Below are 16,405 nucleotides of genomic sequence, written 5' to 3'. Positions count from 1 at the left end.
ACTATTGGGGCAGCGTCGCGTCGTACACCAAGGACGCGTAGCCTTCCAAGGCCTCGGCACAGCGAGCCAGGTGCTCTGCAGCGACCGTCGCCTGCGGCAAATGAAGCACATCCCGCGACTTCAACTCCCTGTACCAGCGCCTCAACCGCTCCAGGCTTTGTTCTTCTTCCTCCAGTTCGGCGAAAGTGAGCTTCTCCCTTGAGATCTCTTTCGCTATCTCCTGCTCAAATTTGCCGCAATCGGCCGTAAACTCGTTCCATTCCTCCAACCGTGCAGCTTCGAAAACGCTACGGAAAGTGTCCGCGCCCTTGTCGCGGGGCGCAGCGTCCACCAAGGTCCAGGAGCCATCACCCTTTGCCACCAGCGCCTGGGCCCGCGCAAGACCCTCATCGAAGGCCGGATGGGCGGGGAGAACCCACGTACCCGGCGATAGGGGAACGGCACCAAGCCGACGCAACTCCCGCCACACTGCCACCCGGTGCCGGGATGGCTGCGCAGGAACCTGTACCAAAATCAACAACCAACGTTCATCAATCACACTCCTGAATGTAGCAGCTGTTACATTCATGAGTGTGAAAGCCCTGGACACGTCCCCCGGTTCCGTTGCAGCCAGCCAGCGTTGGCCCCTCTACGCCGCAGGCTTTACCACCGCCTTTGGCGCCCATGCGGTGGCAGCGGGCCTAGGGGCAGAAAGCGCGGACATCGGTTTGAGTTTGCTTGCTCTGGGCGTTCTGCTGGCTTTGTACGACCTAGCGGAAGTGTTCCTCAAACCCATTTTCGGCGCCCTGAGCGATCACATCGGACCCAAGCCGGTCATCGTGGGTGGGCTTGTTGCTTTCTCCGCTGCCTCCCTGATTGGACTATGGGCGGATCAGCCCGCCATGCTCGCGGCCGCCCGCCTTGGTCAAGGGATGGCCGCTTCCGCCTTCTCACCGGCCTCATCCGCCAGCGTTGCCCGGCTCGCAGACGGCAGGACGGGGCACTACTTCGGCCGCTACGGCTCTTGGAAAGGACTCGGCTACGCTATTGGCCCGTTACTGGGAGCCCTGGCCATCATTATCGGCGGGTTCGGCCTCCTGTTCGGGATTCTAGCGGCCCTGGGCTTGGCTGTGGCCCTTTGGACCCTCGTTTCAGTGCCTCGCCTGCAGCCGCTTCCCCGTCCCAGATACACCATCGTCGATGTGTGGCGCCAAAGCACTGAACGGTCATTTCTCGGACCAACCCTGGTGTTGGCCGCTGCCACGGGGGCACTGGGTGCCGCCGTCGGCTTTCTCCCTGCGCTGGCAGCACGGGAAGGGCTTGGCACGGCGGGCAGCGTTGCCGTAGTCACAGTGCTGGCCATAGCATCGGCGCTGATACAACCCCGGGTCGGCAGGCTGAGGGACCAGGGAAGAATCGCCGACAGGCCCGGCATGGTGGCCGGCCTGCTAGCTATCTCGGTAGGCACCCTCATGGCCGGTCTATTGCCGGGAGCTGGATGGATCTACTGCACAGCAGTGCTCATCGGCGCGGGAATCGGCGTCTCCACGCCTCTCGCCTTCGCCCACCTGGCCGATGCGACGCCGGCCGAACGCCTCGGCAGGACCATGGGCTCAGCCGAGCTGGGACGTGAACTTGGCGACGCCGGAGGGCCGCTGCTGGTGGGCGGCGTTGCCGTAGCGGCCGGGCTCCCCTGGGGTCTGGGCGCCTTGGCCTTGGCAGTGGGAGCGGCTACGTTCGCCGCCCCGGGCGCCCGCACACCACCGGCCACTGATGGTGCGCCGGTTCCGCCAAAGCAGAGCTAGGCGTCGATGCGCTCCCGGTCCAGGGTAGCCGCACCAGCAATAATGAACTCCTTGCGCGGTGCCACGTCCGAGCCCATCAAAAGATCGAAGACTTCCTCGGCACGTTGGGCGCTATCGATGCCCACCTTCCGGAGAGTCCGGTGTCGTGGATCCATAGTGGTCTCCGCCAGTTGCTGTGCGTCCATTTCGCCCAAACCCTTATACCGCTGGATAGGCTCCTTGTAGCGTTTGCCTTCCTTGGCAAGGTTGGAGAGAAGCACGTGAAGCTCGGCCTCGGAGTAGGTGTAGATCATCTCGTTGGCCTTCTGGCCGGGGTTGATCACTTCCACACGATGCAGGGGCGGGACAGCGGCAAACACGCGGCCGGCCTCGACCATGGGACGCATGTATCGGAAGAACAGGGTGAGCAGCAGGGTCCGGATGTGCGCACCGTCAACGTCGGCGTCGGTCATGAGGATGACCTTGCCGTAACGGGCAGCGTCAATATCGAAGCTTCGACCCGAGCCGGCGCCCACAACTTGAATCAACGCTGCGCACTCAGCGTTGGACAACATGTCGCCTACTGATGCTTTCTGGACGTTCAAGATCTTGCCGCGGATGGGCAGCAGGGCTTGGAAGTCGGATGAGCGGGCAAGTTTGGCGGTCCCGAGTGCCGAGTCACCCTCCACGATGAACAGTTCAGAGCGTGCGACGTCATCAGTTCGGCAGTCCGCAAGCTTGGTGGGCATCGACGAAGTTTCCAGGGCGTTCTTGCGGCGCTGGGTTTCTTTATGCACACGTGCCGAGATGCGAGACTTCATCTCGGCGACCATCTTCTCCAGCAGGAGCGCCGACTGGGCTTTATCGTTGCGGTTGGCCGAGTTCAGCCGTGTAGTTATTTCCTTTTCAACTACTTTGGCCACAATGGCACGAACCGCCGAGGTACCAAGGATTTCCTTGGTCTGTCCCTCGAACTGCGGCTCCGCAAGCCGGACAGTCAGGACGGCAGTCAGCCCGGCGAGAATGTCGTCTTTCTCGATCTTGTCGTTGCCGGCTTTGAGCTTGCGCGCGTTGGTCTCCACGGCCTTGCGGAAGGTCTTCAGCAGGGCGGCTTCAAAGCCGGACTGGTGCGTGCCGCCCTTGGGCGTGGCGATGATGTTGACGAAGCTGCGCATAGTGGTCTCATAACCAATGCCCCAACGCAGGGCTATGTCCACCTCACAGTCGCGTTCAACTTCCGCGATCTTGCTGTGCCCGTTCTCATCGAGGACGGGGACCGTTTCCTTGAATTTTCCTGAACCGTGGAGGCGCCAAACATCCGTCACTCCGGAATCGGCCGCGAGGAACTCAACAAACTCGGAGATGCCGCCATCGTGGTGGAACACTTCCTCATGGACACCGGCCTCCCCCGGTGTTCCGGCCAGCTTGCGCTCGTCGCGCACGGTGATTTTCAGGCCGGGCACAAGGAACGATGTTTGGCGTGCCCGTGCTGCCAGGTCGTCATAGGAGAACTTGGCGTCAGGAGTGAAAATTTGGCGGTCTGCCCAATAACGCACACGGGTTCCGGTGACGCCACGTTTTGCCTTGCCCACAACATCCAGGACCGAGTTCTCCACGAACGGCTCGAACGGTGCATTGGGGCTCGGCTTTGCACCGGAATCCACGAAGCGTCCCGGCTCGCCCCGGCGGAACGACATCTGGTAGGTCTTGCTGCCGCGGTCCACTTGGACATCAAGGCGGCTGGACAAAGCGTTTACCACCGAAGCTCCAACGCCATGCAAACCACCCGAAGCAGTGTAGGAACCGCCGCCGAACTTGCCACCTGCGTGCAGTTTGGTGAAAACAACTTCAACTCCGGAGAGGCCGGTCTTGGGCTCTACGTCCACAGGGATACCGCGTCCGTCGTCGTGGATTTCCACGGAGTTGTCGGCATGCAGGATGACTTTGATGTCATGCCCGAAGCCGGCCAGGGCCTCATCCACGGCGTTGTCGATGATTTCCCAGAGACAGTGCATGAGGCCGCGGGAGTCAGTGGAGCCGATGTACATACCCGGGCGCTTGCGAACGGCTTCCAGGCCCTCAAGGACAGACAGATGCCGGGCGTTGTATTCAGAACTCGGTGCCACTCGCGGTGTGCTCCTTCGGGTATATCTCCGGGTACTTCCCAGCCGTGTGTTGACTGGTAATTCAAGGCAAACACTGCCCGTACAAGCGTAGCCGGGGAAGTCGTCACGCACCGTTTGCCACTCCAGCACGGACGCAGCCTGCCTGGTTACGTTACGCACATGTGATACGCGGACAGCGAAAGTGACCCATCCTTGCCATGGATCTGCCCCGAATGCTGGTTATATGGATGTACAGAACTACTAAGGAGGCCGACATGACAACAGCAGTTGCAGACCGCACGCTGAACGCAGCTGACCGCTGTGACCGTTGCGGAGCCCAGGCGTACGTCCGCGTTGTACTCGAGTCCTCCGGCGGTGAGCTGCTCTTCTGCGGCCACCACGCACGTGCAGTTGAAGCTACGCTTCGGCCCATGACTTCTGACTGGCACGATGAGACCGAGCGCCTCAACGAGAAGGCTCCCGTCCCCGTCGACTAGGCAGTCCGGTTATCCGGAAACCCTTTTTGATCACGCAACAAGGCTCCTCCCGAACGGGAGGGGCCTTGTTGCGTTGAGCCTGTTGCGTTGAGCCTGTTGCGTTGAGCCTGTTGCGTTGAGCCTGTTGCGTTGAGCTTGCTGTTTTGGGTTTGTTGCGTTCTACCTTTGTGCGCAACATGAAGAAGCGGCCCAGCCGGAAGTCCGACTGGGCCGCTTTCAACACCCACGGTGCGTGTGTTTTAGTCCAGGTAATCCCGGAGGACCTGCGAGCGGGACGGGTGCCGCAGCTTGGACATGGTCTTGGATTCGATCTGGCGGATGCGCTCACGCGTGACGCCGTAGACCTTGCCGATTTCGTCTAAAGTCTTCGGCTGGCCATCGGTCAGGCCGAAGCGCATTGCAACAACTCCGGCTTCGCGCTCGGACAGGGTGTCCAGAACCGAGTGCAACTGCTCCTGCAGGAGCGTGAAGCTCACGGCGTCGGCGGGGACAACAGCCTCGGAGTCCTCAATCAGGTCACCGAACTCCGAGTCACCGTCCTCACCCAGCGGGGTGTGCAGCGAAATCGGCTCACGGCCGTACTTCTGGACCTCGACAACCTTCTCGGGCGTCATGTCCAGCTCGAGTGCCAGCTCTTCAGGGGTCGGTTCGCGGCCGAGGTCCTGAAGCATTTGACGCTGTACACGGGCCAGCTTGTTGATGACTTCCACCATGTGCACCGGAATACGGATGGTACGGGCCTGGTCTGCCATGGCGCGGGTAATTGCCTGACGGATCCACCAGGTTGCGTAGGTGGAGAACTTGAAGCCCTTGGTGTAGTCGAACTTTTCCACTGCACGGATAAGGCCCAGGTTGCCTTCCTGGATCAGGTCCAGGAAGAGCATGCCACGACCGGTGTAGCGCTTGGCCAAGGAAACGACGAGGCGCAAGTTGGCTTCGAGCAGGTGGTTCTTGGCACGCTTGCCGTCGTGAATGACGAATTCAAGCTCACGCTTGAGCTTGGGATCCATGGATCCGTCGTCAGCGTTGATCTTTTCCTCGGCAAAGAGGCCTGCCTCGATCCGAAGGGCGAGGTCAACTTCCTGCTCTGCGTTCAGCAGGGCGACCTTGCCGATCTGCTTCAGGTAATCCTTGACGGGGTCGGCAGTTGCGCCGGCCGACATGACCTGCTGGACAGGGGCGTCGTCGTCGTCGGCATCAGAGTAGACGAATCCCGTACCTGAGGGAGCAGCCTTGTCCTTAGCGGCCGTGGCGCCGTCCTCGACGTCATCTTCTCCGACTTCGACTTCTTCGGCAGCTGCGGGATCAAAGTCTTCATCCTCGCCGTTGGAATCCTCAGCGTCGGAGCCTGAGGACTTGTTCGCGGCTTCAGCGGCGGCCTTCGCACCGGGCTTGGGTCCACGCTTCTTGGGTGCCGGCTTGTCAGAGTCGCCCTCTGAGGCCTTGTTGGCAGCACGTGTCGCTGCGCGCTTAGCCGATGTTGCCGCCTTCTTTTCCTCAGCGGACAATTCGGCCTGGGCGGCGGGTTCCTTCTCGACGGAAGACGGGGTCACAGAAAACCTTTCTAGCGGCGGTCTGTGGAATCACCATACGGGCAACACCACTATGACCCTGTCAAGTCCGCGATCAATTTCAAATGCGATCGCCGTCTGCAGAGTCTCTATAGAGAACTCCCGACGACACTGTATTGTTCCCGGCAAAGGGGCCAATTCAGGCATTCGAACGCGGACCCAACCGGGTCTCGGCATCCATTGTCTCACGGTTTTGCGAAACGCATACCTAAAGAATTTCAAACCCCCTACGCCACCGTGTCCCTGAACCCGCGCCATGCGGTCTCGGAGCTCCGCGCCCACGTGCAGATGGTCCCCCGCCCCAGAAGTTCCATGAGCAGTTCAGCCAGTCGGTATCCCGGTTCCGCAGCCTCCGCCCGGCTCAGGCAGGCATGCGCGACGGACCCACGCCCCTTGCACCAGGAAATCCAGCCCTGAAGGGTCAGCGCAGCTGCCGGCACCACGCCGGATTCGTCGTCGACACAAAGCCCGGCAAGAACTTGTTGCAACGCGTCAAGGCTGCTCCAACAAGGCATGTGCGGTTGCATGCCCAGCAGGACATCTCCGTAGGTGAAGACGTCCCCGGACGTATTGGGCTCATGAGGCACTTTGGCGGCTGGAAGGGCCGGGGCCGGTATCCCAAGTTCCTGAGGGTCGAAAGGCGTGCCTGCGTCGTCTTCGATGAAAAGTCCGAACGCTGCAGCACCGGACTTGGCAGATTCCATGCCTGCCGCCGCCATGACAACCACGGCGTCCCGCCACGCAGGGACTCTAAGGGTGGTTCTGAGGAAGCCCATTATTTCTGCGTCAGCCCCCGGCTGCAGCGGGTCGTCTGCTTGGCACCTTTTGAGCACGTGATCCCACACGTCGAGGACGGAGTCGAGACAACGTTCACTCCGCCACCCACCGAGAATCTGCTTCCCATAGCGTGCCTCCGCCGCCAGCACCAGGGGATTAAACGCCCCTGGGCTAGTAAGCTGCGGCTTTCCGGATCCGCTCTTCGGCGACGGCCCTATGGAGCTCCCCCTATACACCAGTTCAGCGCTCAACCTGCTGTTCTTGATGCGATCAACAGGCAGTCCCGGCAACGGGCAACATTCCAGGTTCGCGCAGTAAGCGCTACGCCAATACTCGGTGCCTACCAGCCACGCATCCCTCACGGACAGATCAACCTCATCGAGGCTTAGCTGGAGGGCCTCGAGCATCGGAATTGCCTGGCGGACCACGCTGCCGTCAGCCCATCCCGTGTCAGTGTAGAGGGCAAGTACCACCCCATTGGCTTCCTCATCCGCAATCAGGAAGCTGCGGATCCGGTCTGCGAAACCCGAGCGGGCTTGGAGTGAATCAAGGCTCGGCAGATCCACTCGCAATGTGGCTCCAAGGACTTTCCCTTGCATGGTGATGGCCACAAGGCTGTCCTCGGGCCAGTAACCCAACATATGGGGAATGTAGCCAAGAATGTCTTCGGGTTGGTGGATGCTGAGTGTTCTGTTGGAAGTCATGGTTCCACCCTGCTCAACTCCTGCCGGAGGAGACAGTAACCATCATGACTATGTGGAAAAGCTGCTGCAGCAGCGCAGGCTTCCTAGTGCTCGTCCGGAGAAACTGGCCGTGCGGCTCGACGCCGCTCGATCCGTTCCTGACGCTGCCTGGCGAGGGCGGCCATCAACGGCTGCACGTGGATCCCCTGGGATGCCATCTGCCGACGCACTTTCCGCCGTGTCACGAGGATGAGCACGGTTCCAAGGCCCAGCAGAACGAACTGGACGCTGAGGGCAATCCGGAACGGCGCAAGCCCGTAAAGATCACCACCGGAGAACCCACTGGCGTACAGGAGGTCGAGTACCAAACCGATGAGGTAAATGGCGACGAGCGCCGCAATAAAACCGCCAACGTTGACTATCCCCGTTGCCGTGCCGATCCGGTGCGAGGGGTTGAATGTCCTGGCGAAATCGAATCCAATCATTGACCCGGGCCCGCCGACAGCAAGCACCACCACCAGAACGGCCAGGAGCCACAGCGGGGCGCGTTCCGGAAGGATAAGCACAGCAGCCCAAGCCAAGGCTGTAGCCAGGGCAATCAGCAGGACCATGGCCGATCTTCGCATGGGATGTTTGGAGACGAAGCGGCCAAAACCGGGGCCGGCAACAATCGCTGTGGCCACAAACAGTGCCATGAGGCCTGAGACCGTCCCAGCATCGAGTCCCTGGGCAGACAGCAGGAAGGGATAGCCCCAGGTCATGGCAAAAAGGTTCCCGCTGAACTGCACAGTGAAATGGCTCCAGAGGCCCAACCGGGTTCCGGGCTGTTTCCACGCGCGGGACAGCGAGATACCGGTGGCACGGAGACCTTGGCCGGTGTCCCTCGGCGGGTGCCCGGGTGGTGCGTCCCGAAGCACAGCGAGCACGAGGACCACTGCCAAGACTGACATAGCTGCCAGGGTAAGGAACGCCGGTGTCCATCCGGCAGTGTGGAGAAGCAACGCGAACGGAACAACACTGAAGAGTTGGCCGAGTTGGCCACACATGCCAGTCAGCTGCGTGACCAGTGGAACCTTGGAAGGAGCGAACCACAACGGGACCAGACGGATCACCGAAATGAAGGTCATCGCATCGCCGGCTCCCACCAGGACGCGGCCCAGGACTCCCCCGGGAACACTGTCCGCAAAGGCCAACTGCAACTGCCCCAGCCCCATGAGCACGGCACCACCGGCGACCATGGCCCGTGAACCGAACCTGTCTACCAGGACGCCGACGGGGATCTGCAGCCCGGCATAAACCAGGAGTTGAAGCACCGTGAAAAATGAGACGGCAGCCGCACTGGCATGGAATCTCTCAGTGGCTTCCAGCCCTGCTACGCCGAACGAGGTTCGCTGCGCCACGGCAACAAGGTAGGCGAACACGCCGATCGTCCAGATGAGCCAGGCGCGGGGAGCATTCACCCACCAATTATGCCTGCAGGCAACTCAAAGCTGATTTATTGAGGCGAGTCTTTACGCGCCAAGTACGCCTCCACGGCAGCTCCGATATCCTCGGCGTTGGGCAGCTCGTCATTCTCATCTGCCAGCAACGACCGGCGGACGATGCCCTCGGATTTCTCGTCGTAGCGCGTCTCGAGATTCGTCACTACTGCCTGGACTTCTTCGGAAGCCTCGATCTGTTCCGCGATCTGGCGGCCCACTTCACGCCCGGCTTCCCGGAGCCTGTCCGTTGGCAGCATGAGCGACGTTGCCGCCCCCAGGTATTCCAAACCGGCGACGGCGGCCGGCGGGTACTCAGCTTCAGACAGGTAATGCGGGACATGGATGACGTAGCCGGCCACATGGCGTTCCGCTTCGGTGAGCCGGAGTTCCAGAATGTGTCCAATGGCAGCAGGAACATCCACCGTGGGTTTCCAACTTGAAATTCCGTCAATGAGCTCCGGCATGTTGCCATGGACCGTCACTCCAACAGGCCGTGTGTGCGGGACGGGCATGGGGATGGAATGGATCCAGGTCACCAGGTTGACGTCGAGCTCTTCGACAATTCCGACGACGGCCCTCGAGAAGCGCTCCCACTGGAGGTCGGGTTCGAAGCCGGCAAGCAGCAGGAACGGCTGGCCGAGGCCGTCATTCAGCTTGTACAGGCCGAGCTTTGGCGCTTGGTAGTCCTGCAGATGGTCTTCCACGAAGCTGATGTGGGGCCGCCTCGAACGGTAGTCGATGAGTTGGTCGGCGTCGAACATGGCCACCACCTCGGCGCCCAGTTCGTCCAACAGTTCCGCGTTGATCTGCCGGACCACGTGACCGGCATCGGCAAAGCCCGTGAATCCCATGACCATGTTCAGCCCGCGAAGCCCGGGGCTGTGGAAGGTCTCAATGTTTCGCGCGTACAGCGATTCGGGGTCCAGGAGGGAGCCGGATATCCGTTCAAACACGGCGTGTTCCTTTCGCAATGACAAAGTTGGGGGAAGTCCCGGGCGCCAACCACAGGGCAGCAAGCTCCTGACACCCGGCGGCATGACGACACCGGGCACCATTGATTGGCCGCGGGACTCTATTAATCCATACAACGCTCCACGCCGTGCAGGCATTCCTGCCCCCGATGTGCCGCAGCTCTCATTTAATTGCCGTCCGCAGCGTTCAAGAGACTACGATCGAAACGGGCCGCCCCGGCGGCCCTGAAGACCAAGGCCGCCGTCGCAAGAAGACGTCGGGCGCGTACCGGGGCAGGCCGCCAAACATGCGGCCCCGCCATGCAATGCAGAGAGAAGTGAGGACACATCCTCGTGGTCAAGACTACTGACATCATCCTGGGCATCATCGCCAAGGACCTGAAAAAGTCGCCCAGCGACGCACTTGTGATCGGTGTTGCCCAAGGAGCGGACGGGCCGGTACTGCTGTCCAACCCGTTGAGCGCGAAAGCCGCCGAATCCGTTGCGGGCTCCCTGCAGCTTTTGGGGATCACCGGCGCCGCGGACCAGGTTCACCGGCTTCCGGGCCTGCCGGAAACAGGCTCGGGGATTCTTGTCCTTGCAGGCGTAGGAAAGCTGTCCGATGTCGGCAGCCTCAGCGAAGAAGCCCTACGGCGCGCCGCAGGATCCGCTGTTCGCCAGCTTGCCGGAGCCTCCTCAGTCACTTTGGCCTTCCCGACGGCGACCCTCGCCGATGTCGCTGCGGTCGCCGAAGGAGCCGCCTTGGGCGCTTACTCATACACGGAGCACCGATCCAGCAAGGATGGGCTGAAGGCTCCGGTGGCCAAGGCCCTGATTTTCTCGGATGTCGACGCAAAGTCCGCCCAGCCCGCACTGGACCGGGCAATTGTGCTCGCCCGCGCGGTCAACGCGACCCGCACCTTGGTCAACCAGCCCCCAAGCCACCTGTACCCCGAGTCGTTCGCCGAGTCCGCCAAGGAACTCGCCAAAGGCCTCCCGGTCAAGATCACAGTGTGGGACGAAAAGCGTCTGGAAAAGGAAGGCTTCGGGGGCATCCTCGGCGTCGGCAAGGGCTCTACCCGCCAGCCCCGCCTCGTGAAAGTGGAATACGCTCCCGCGAAAGCCACGAAGAAGATTGCCCTCGTTGGCAAAGGCATCACGTTCGACACCGGAGGCATCTCCATTAAGCCGGCCCTCGGCATGGGCGACATGAAGAGCGACATGGCGGGCGCCGCCGTCGTACTTAACACCGTCCTGGCCATCGCCTCGCTGGGCCTGCCACTGAAGGCAACCGCCTGGCTCTGCATCGCGGAGAACATGCCCTCAGGTGCCGCAGCGCGGCCTGCTGACGTGTTCACCATCTACGGCGGGAAGACTGTTGAGGTTCTGAACACGGACGCCGAGGGCCGTTTGGTGATGGCCGACGGCATTGTCGCCGCCAGCATGGAGAAGCCGGACGCCATCATTGACGTGGCAACACTGACCGGCGCACAGCTGATTGCACTGGGCTTGCGTACTGCCGGCGTCATGGGATCCGATTCCGTCACGGCAGCACTGAAGTCAGCGGCCGACAGGGCGGGCGAGCTGGTTTGGCCCATGCCGCTGCCCGAAGAACTCCGCCCGAGCCTTGACTCGCAGGTGGCAGACCTTGCCAACATCGGTGAGCGCAACGGTGGCATGATGACCGCAGCAGTCTTCCTTCGTGAGTTCGTGGGCAAGAACGGCGACGGCCAGCAGATCCCGTGGGCCCACGTGGACATCGCCGGTCCCTCGTTCAACAACGGCGCCCCGTATGGTTACACGCCCAAGCAGGGGACCGGATGCACCGTCCGTACCTTGGTTGCCTACGCCGAGGATCTCCTGGCGGTCTCCGCCTAGCTCCACTCCCCCACGCCCTTCCTGGTTGCGCAGGTCCCTGACGATCGTCGTCCGGGGCCCGCGCAACCCCGGAATTATGCGGGGTGTAGCGCTGTGTCACAAGTGAACGTGAGTCTCGACACAAGCGCTCCACAAACGCCCGCAGAGGGTGGAGCATGGGTAGGTGGTTCGCTAAGGTGAACTCGATAGTCACAAATGCAAGAGAACTTAGGTGCTGGCATAATCACGGCAGAACAAGTTCCAAAGACCAGATGGCACGCAGTCCCGTGTCATCATTCACGCGAGGGAGCGTTTTAGTGGCCGATCAGGCAACTGCGCAAGAATTCGACATCCTGGTACTCGGTGGCGGCAGCGGCGGCTACGCCACTGCCCTGCGGGCCGTACAGCTTGGGTTCACCGTTGGCCTTGTGGAAAAGGCAAAGCTTGGCGGAACCTGCCTGCACAACGGCTGTATCCCCACCAAGGCACTCCTGCACTCGGCCGAGCTGGCCGACCATGCACGCGATTCCGCCAAGTATGGCGTGAACGTCACGCTGGACAGCATCGACATGTCTGCCGTGAACGCGTACAAGGACGGCATCATCGCCGGTAAGTTCAAGGGCCTCCAGGGACTTATCAAGTCCAAGGGCATCACCGTCATCGAGGGTGAAGGCAAGCTCCAGGGCAACAACACCGTCGTCGTGAACGGCACTTCCTACACGGGCAAGAACATTGTCCTGGCCACGGGTTCCTACTCCCGTTCACTCCCCGGCCTGGAAATCGGCGGCAAGGTCATCACCTCGGACCAGGCCCTCACCATGGACTACATCCCCAAGAGCGCCATCGTCTTGGGCGGCGGCGTCATCGGTGTCGAGTTTGCTTCCGTCTGGAAGTCCTTCGGCGTGGATGTCACCATCATTGAAGGCCTCCCCTCCCTGGTTCCGAACGAGGACGCCTCGATCGTCAAGAACCTTGAGCGTGCCTTCAAGAAGCGCGGCATCAAGTTCACCACCGGCATCTTCTTCCAGGGCGTTGAGCAGAACGACGACGGCGTCAAGGTCACCTTGGTTGACGGCCAAACGTTCGAAGCCGACCTCCTGCTCGTAGCCGTTGGCCGCGGTCCGGTGACCGCCAACCTTGGCTACGAAGAAGCCGGCATCACCATCGACCGTGGCTTCGTCATCACCAACGAACGCCTCCACACCGGCGTCGGCAACATCTATGCCGTCGGCGACATCGTCCCTGGCGTCCAGCTCGCACACCGCGGCTACCAGCAGGGCATCTTCGTCGCCGAGGAAATCGCCGGCCTGAACCCGGCAATCGTCGAGGACATCAACATCCCCAAGGTCACCTACTGCGAGCCTGAAATCGCAACGGTGGGCTACACGGAAAAGGCCGCCAAGGAAAAGTTCGGCGACGACCAGGTGCAGACCCAGGAATACAACCTTGCCGGCAACGGCAAGAGCTCAATCCTCGGCACCGGTGGCATCGTCAAGCTTGTTCGCCAGAAGGATGGCCCCGTGGTGGGCATCCACATGATCGGCTCCCGCATGGGTGAGCAGATCGGTGAGGCCCAGCTGATCGTGAACTGGGAAGCCTACCCTGAGGACGTGGCCCAGCTGGTCCACGCCCACCCCACCCAGAACGAAAGCCTGGGCGAAGCCCACCTTGCCCTCGCGGGCAAGGCTCTCCACGGCTAAGTCTTACCAAGACCCACGGATCGGGTGCATGCAGCGGAATATGCCGCCTGCACCCGATCCGAACCAGCAGAATTCATCCGCACAAAGATCAATAAGGAGAACGGGGACGACATGTCTGAATCCGTTAACTTGCCCGCCCTCGGTGAGAGTGTCACCGAAGGAACCGTCACCCGCTGGCTCAAGCAGGTTGGTGACCGGGTGGAGATCGACGAGCCGTTGCTCGAGGTTTCAACCGACAAAGTAGACACCGAAATCCCTTCTCCGATCTCAGGCGTCATCGAAGAAATCCTCGTCGCTGAAGACGAGACGGCCGAAGTAGGCGCCCCCTTGGTCCGAATCGGCGACGGTTCCGGCTCCGCTGCTCCGGCCGCTGAGTCCGCACCGGCCGAGGAAGCCCCTGCCGCACCCGCAGAGCAGGCAGCACCGGCCGAAGAAGCTCCTGCCGCACCCGCTCCTGAAGAAGCACCTGCGGCTGAAGCACCCGCTGCTTCGGGCGAAGGCCACGAAGTAACCCTCCCTGCGTTGGGTGAGAGCGTCACCGAAGGTACCGTCACCCGCTGGCTCAAGGCTGTTGGCGACACCGTTGAGGTGGACGAACCCCTCCTCGAGGTTTCCACCGACAAGGTAGACACCGAAATTCCTTCCCCGGTTGCCGGCACCCTGCAGGAAATCCGCGTCAGCGAGGACGAAACAGCAGAGGTTGGCTCCGTTCTTGCCATCATCGGTTCCGGCGCAGCTGCTCCCGCATCGGCTCCCGCTCCGGCTGCAGCGCCATCCGCCGAGGCTCCCGCTGCCCCCGCTCCGGCCGCAGCGCCTGCCGCCGAGGCTCCGGCTGCTCCCGCTGCTGCACCGGCACCTGCCGCCGCGCCCGCCGCCCCGGCACCCGCTGCTGCTCCGGCAACCGCAGCTGCTCCAGCCGCTGAAGGTTCTTCGGAATCCGGCTATGTCACCCCCCTGGTACGCAAGCTTGCCAACCAGCACGGCGTGGACATCGCGTCGGTCTCCGGCACCGGCGTCGGTGGCCGCATCCGCAAGCAGGATGTTCTGGCCGCCGCAGAAGCAAAGCAGGCGGCCGCAGCCCCCGCTGCAGCTGCTCCGGCTGCAACTCCCGCCGCCAAGGCTGCTGCCCCCGTGGTTGCATCCTCCCTGCGTGGAACCACCGAGAAGGCCCCTCGCATCCGACAGGTCATTGCCCGCCGTATGCGCGAGTCCCTTGAGGTCTCCACTCAGCTGACCCAGGTGCACGAGGTCGACATGACCAAGATCGCCAAGCTCCGCCTCAAGGCCAAGAACTCGTTCCAGGCCCAGAACGGCGTCAAGCTGACCTTCCTCCCGTTCATCGCCAAGGCTGTAGCCGAAGCCTTGAAGCAGCACCCCAAGCTGAATGCTGCCTACGACGAATCCAAGCAGGAAATCACGTACCACAACGCCGAGCACCTGGCGATTGCCGTGGATACTGACAAGGGCCTTCTGGTACCAGTCATTTCCGACGCCGGCAACCTGAACCTCGCCGGCTTGGCGAGCAAGATCGCCGATGTCGCAGGCCGTACCCGCGACGGCAAGATCGGCCCGGATGAGCTGTCCGGTGGCACATTCAGCATCACCAACATCGGTTCCGTTGGTGCACTGTTCGATACCCCGATCATCAACCAGCCCCAGGTAGGCATCCTCGGAACCGGCGCCATCGTCAAGCGCGCCGTCGTGGTTGCCGACGAAAACGGCGACGACTCGATCGCTATCCGCTCCATGATGTACCTGTCGCTCACGTACGACCACCGCTTGGTGGACGGCGCGGACGCCGGCCGCTTCCTGCAGACCCTCAAGGCCCGCCTTGAAGAAGGCGCTTTCGAAGCAGACCTCGGTCTCTAGGACCCTGCGTCACTAAGCACGCCTGGAAGCAGAAGGGCAGGTTGCCGGGAAACCGGTAGCCTGCCCTTCTGCTTTGCCTGGCCACAGGCATCAACGCACCTAGCCGTGTCCGCGTGGCTTTGCTACGGGACGTAGAACCCACTGGATAAGCTTGGGCCATGAGTATTCTCTTCAACATTCTGGTGTTCTTGCACATCGTCGGCGCAGCCATGATTGTGGGCTACTGGATCGCCACCCTCAAGGAACCAACCGTCCACCCGCGCCAGCGTGACGGCGCCTTCCTCCAGCTCCTCACGGGCATCGCCATGATGGGTGTGATTCCCTTGCTGCCCGATGCCGATCCAAACTATTTCAAGCTCGGCGTGAAGTTCGCCATCGGCGTGGCAGTAGCCGTTCTCGCAGTTATCGGAACGCGCAAAGTGAAGAAGGGCGAACCGGTGTCAACGGGCCTGGCCCACGGCGTTGGTGGCCTGGCTTTGATCAACATCGCTATCGCCACGCTGTGGAACTAGAACTGGCCCGGGTACTTCGGTATCCATTTCGCCAGTCCAGGGTCACAATCCACTGTCAGCGGAATGGCGGTGCGGTCCGGCAGGCAAATCCATAGGATTGATCCGATGGCACCTGCCGACGGCTGGTTGCCGACTCACAACGACCCCAAGGAGTGGACATGGCAGCAACACGCACCGCACACACGGTTTGGAACGGCAACCTGATTGAAGGCGCCGGCAACACTACGCTGGACAGTTCAGGACTGGGCACGTTCGATGTCACATGGAAGGCACGCACGGAGCAGTCCGGAGGCAAAACCAGCCCCGAAGAGCTGATTGCCGCTGCCCACTCCGCTTGCTTCTCCATGGCTTTCAGCCACGCTCTTGCCGGCGAAGGATTCACGGCTGAAGAAGTTCAGACCAAAGCTGACGTTACCTTCGTTCCCGGCACAGGCATCACTGGCAGCCACCTGACCATGACCGCGAAGGTTCCGGGCCTGTCCGAAGAGGACTTCCGCCGTATTTCGGAAGACGCAAAAACGGGCTGCCCCGTCTCCGGCGCTCTGGCCAGCATCGAGATCACCTTGGATGCCACGCTCGCGCAGTAATACCAGCTTCAAAGCGCAGAAGAGCCCCGCCACTCCCTGAGGAAGTGGCGGGG

General features: G+C 61.8%; 13 protein-coding genes. 7 read left to right on the top strand and 6 right to left on the bottom strand.

Features of this window, described 5'->3' with window-relative positions:
* Position 1: 1 nt before the first annotated feature.
* Positions 2–538 (bottom strand): Chromate resistance protein ChrB, encoded by a 537-nt coding sequence (locus A477_RS0110100; RefSeq protein ID WP_017198885.1) that lies wholly within the window; start codon positions 536–538, stop codon positions 2–4.
* 28 nt (positions 539–566) lie between these two features.
* Between A477_RS0110100 and A477_RS0110095 the strand changes: the two genes are divergently transcribed.
* Complete coding sequence (locus A477_RS0110095; protein WP_044568668.1) at positions 567–1,784, top strand: MFS transporter; 1,218 nt, start codon at positions 567–569, stop codon at positions 1,782–1,784.
* Here the strand turns inward: A477_RS0110095 and A477_RS0110090 are convergent.
* Positions 1,781–3,889: a DNA gyrase/topoisomerase IV subunit B gene (locus A477_RS0110090; RefSeq protein ID WP_017198883.1), complete on the bottom strand. Its 2,109-nt coding sequence runs from the start codon at positions 3,887–3,889 to the stop codon at positions 1,781–1,783. The two genes, A477_RS0110095 and A477_RS0110090, sit on opposite strands and share 4 nt — an antisense overlap.
* A 254-nt stretch (positions 3,890–4,143) precedes the next feature.
* Here A477_RS0110090 and A477_RS0110085 point away from each other — a divergent pair, with 254 nt between their 5' ends.
* Positions 4,144–4,365, top strand: coding sequence for a DUF7455 domain-containing protein (locus A477_RS0110085; protein ID WP_018778705.1), 222 nt, complete (start codon positions 4,144–4,146; stop codon positions 4,363–4,365).
* Positions 4,366–4,604: 239 nt separating this feature from the next.
* On the opposite strand, the gene A477_RS0110080 is transcribed toward A477_RS0110085, so the two are convergent.
* From A477_RS0110080 to A477_RS0110065, 4 genes are all read right to left on the bottom strand, one after another.
* Positions 4,605–5,918, bottom strand: coding sequence for an RNA polymerase sigma factor (locus A477_RS0110080; RefSeq protein WP_017198881.1), 1,314 nt, complete (start codon positions 5,916–5,918; stop codon positions 4,605–4,607).
* Positions 5,919–6,163: 245 nt separating this feature from the next.
* The gene (locus A477_RS0110075) at positions 6,164–7,417 is read right to left on the bottom strand and encodes a DUF4192 domain-containing protein (protein ID WP_017198880.1); all 1,254 of its coding nucleotides are present in this window, start codon (positions 7,415–7,417) and stop codon (positions 6,164–6,166) included.
* Between the two features lie 83 nt (positions 7,418–7,500).
* A complete protein-coding gene (locus A477_RS0110070) occupies positions 7,501–8,856 on the bottom strand; it encodes an MFS transporter (protein WP_017198879.1) in 1,356 nt (451 codons plus the stop codon).
* Between the two features lie 35 nt (positions 8,857–8,891).
* The gene (locus A477_RS0110065; RefSeq protein ID WP_026005509.1) at positions 8,892–9,830 is read right to left on the bottom strand and encodes a proteasome assembly chaperone family protein; all 939 of its coding nucleotides are present in this window, start codon (positions 9,828–9,830) and stop codon (positions 8,892–8,894) included.
* Between the two features lie 351 nt (positions 9,831–10,181).
* Here A477_RS0110065 and A477_RS0110060 point away from each other — a divergent pair, with 351 nt between their 5' ends.
* From A477_RS0110060 to A477_RS0110040, 5 genes are all read left to right on the top strand, one after another.
* The gene (locus tag A477_RS0110060) at positions 10,182–11,705 is read left to right on the top strand and encodes a leucyl aminopeptidase (protein WP_017198877.1); all 1,524 of its coding nucleotides are present in this window, start codon (positions 10,182–10,184) and stop codon (positions 11,703–11,705) included.
* A gap of 296 nt (positions 11,706–12,001) precedes the next feature.
* Positions 12,002–13,384: a dihydrolipoyl dehydrogenase gene (lpdA, locus tag A477_RS0110055; protein ID WP_026005508.1), complete on the top strand. Its 1,383-nt coding sequence runs from the start codon at positions 12,002–12,004 to the stop codon at positions 13,382–13,384.
* Positions 13,385–13,495: 111 nt separating this feature from the next.
* Entirely contained in the window at positions 13,496–15,253 is a 1,758-nt protein-coding gene (sucB, locus tag A477_RS0110050) for a 2-oxoglutarate dehydrogenase, E2 component, dihydrolipoamide succinyltransferase (protein ID WP_026005507.1), read from the top strand.
* A 158-nt stretch (positions 15,254–15,411) separates the two neighbouring features.
* A complete protein-coding gene (locus tag A477_RS0110045) occupies positions 15,412–15,765 on the top strand; it encodes a hypothetical protein (protein WP_017198875.1) in 354 nt (117 codons plus the stop codon).
* Positions 15,766–15,923: 158 nt separating this feature from the next.
* Positions 15,924–16,352: an OsmC family protein gene (locus A477_RS0110040; protein ID WP_026005506.1), complete on the top strand. Its 429-nt coding sequence runs from the start codon at positions 15,924–15,926 to the stop codon at positions 16,350–16,352.
* The last annotated feature ends 53 nt before the right edge of the window (positions 16,353–16,405 follow it).

Origin of the sequence: Arthrobacter sp. M2012083, from assembly GCF_000281065.1 — a bacterium.
Taxonomy (GTDB): domain Bacteria; phylum Actinomycetota; class Actinomycetes; order Actinomycetales; family Micrococcaceae; genus Arthrobacter.
This window is presented reverse-complemented; position numbering and strand designations above follow the sequence as displayed.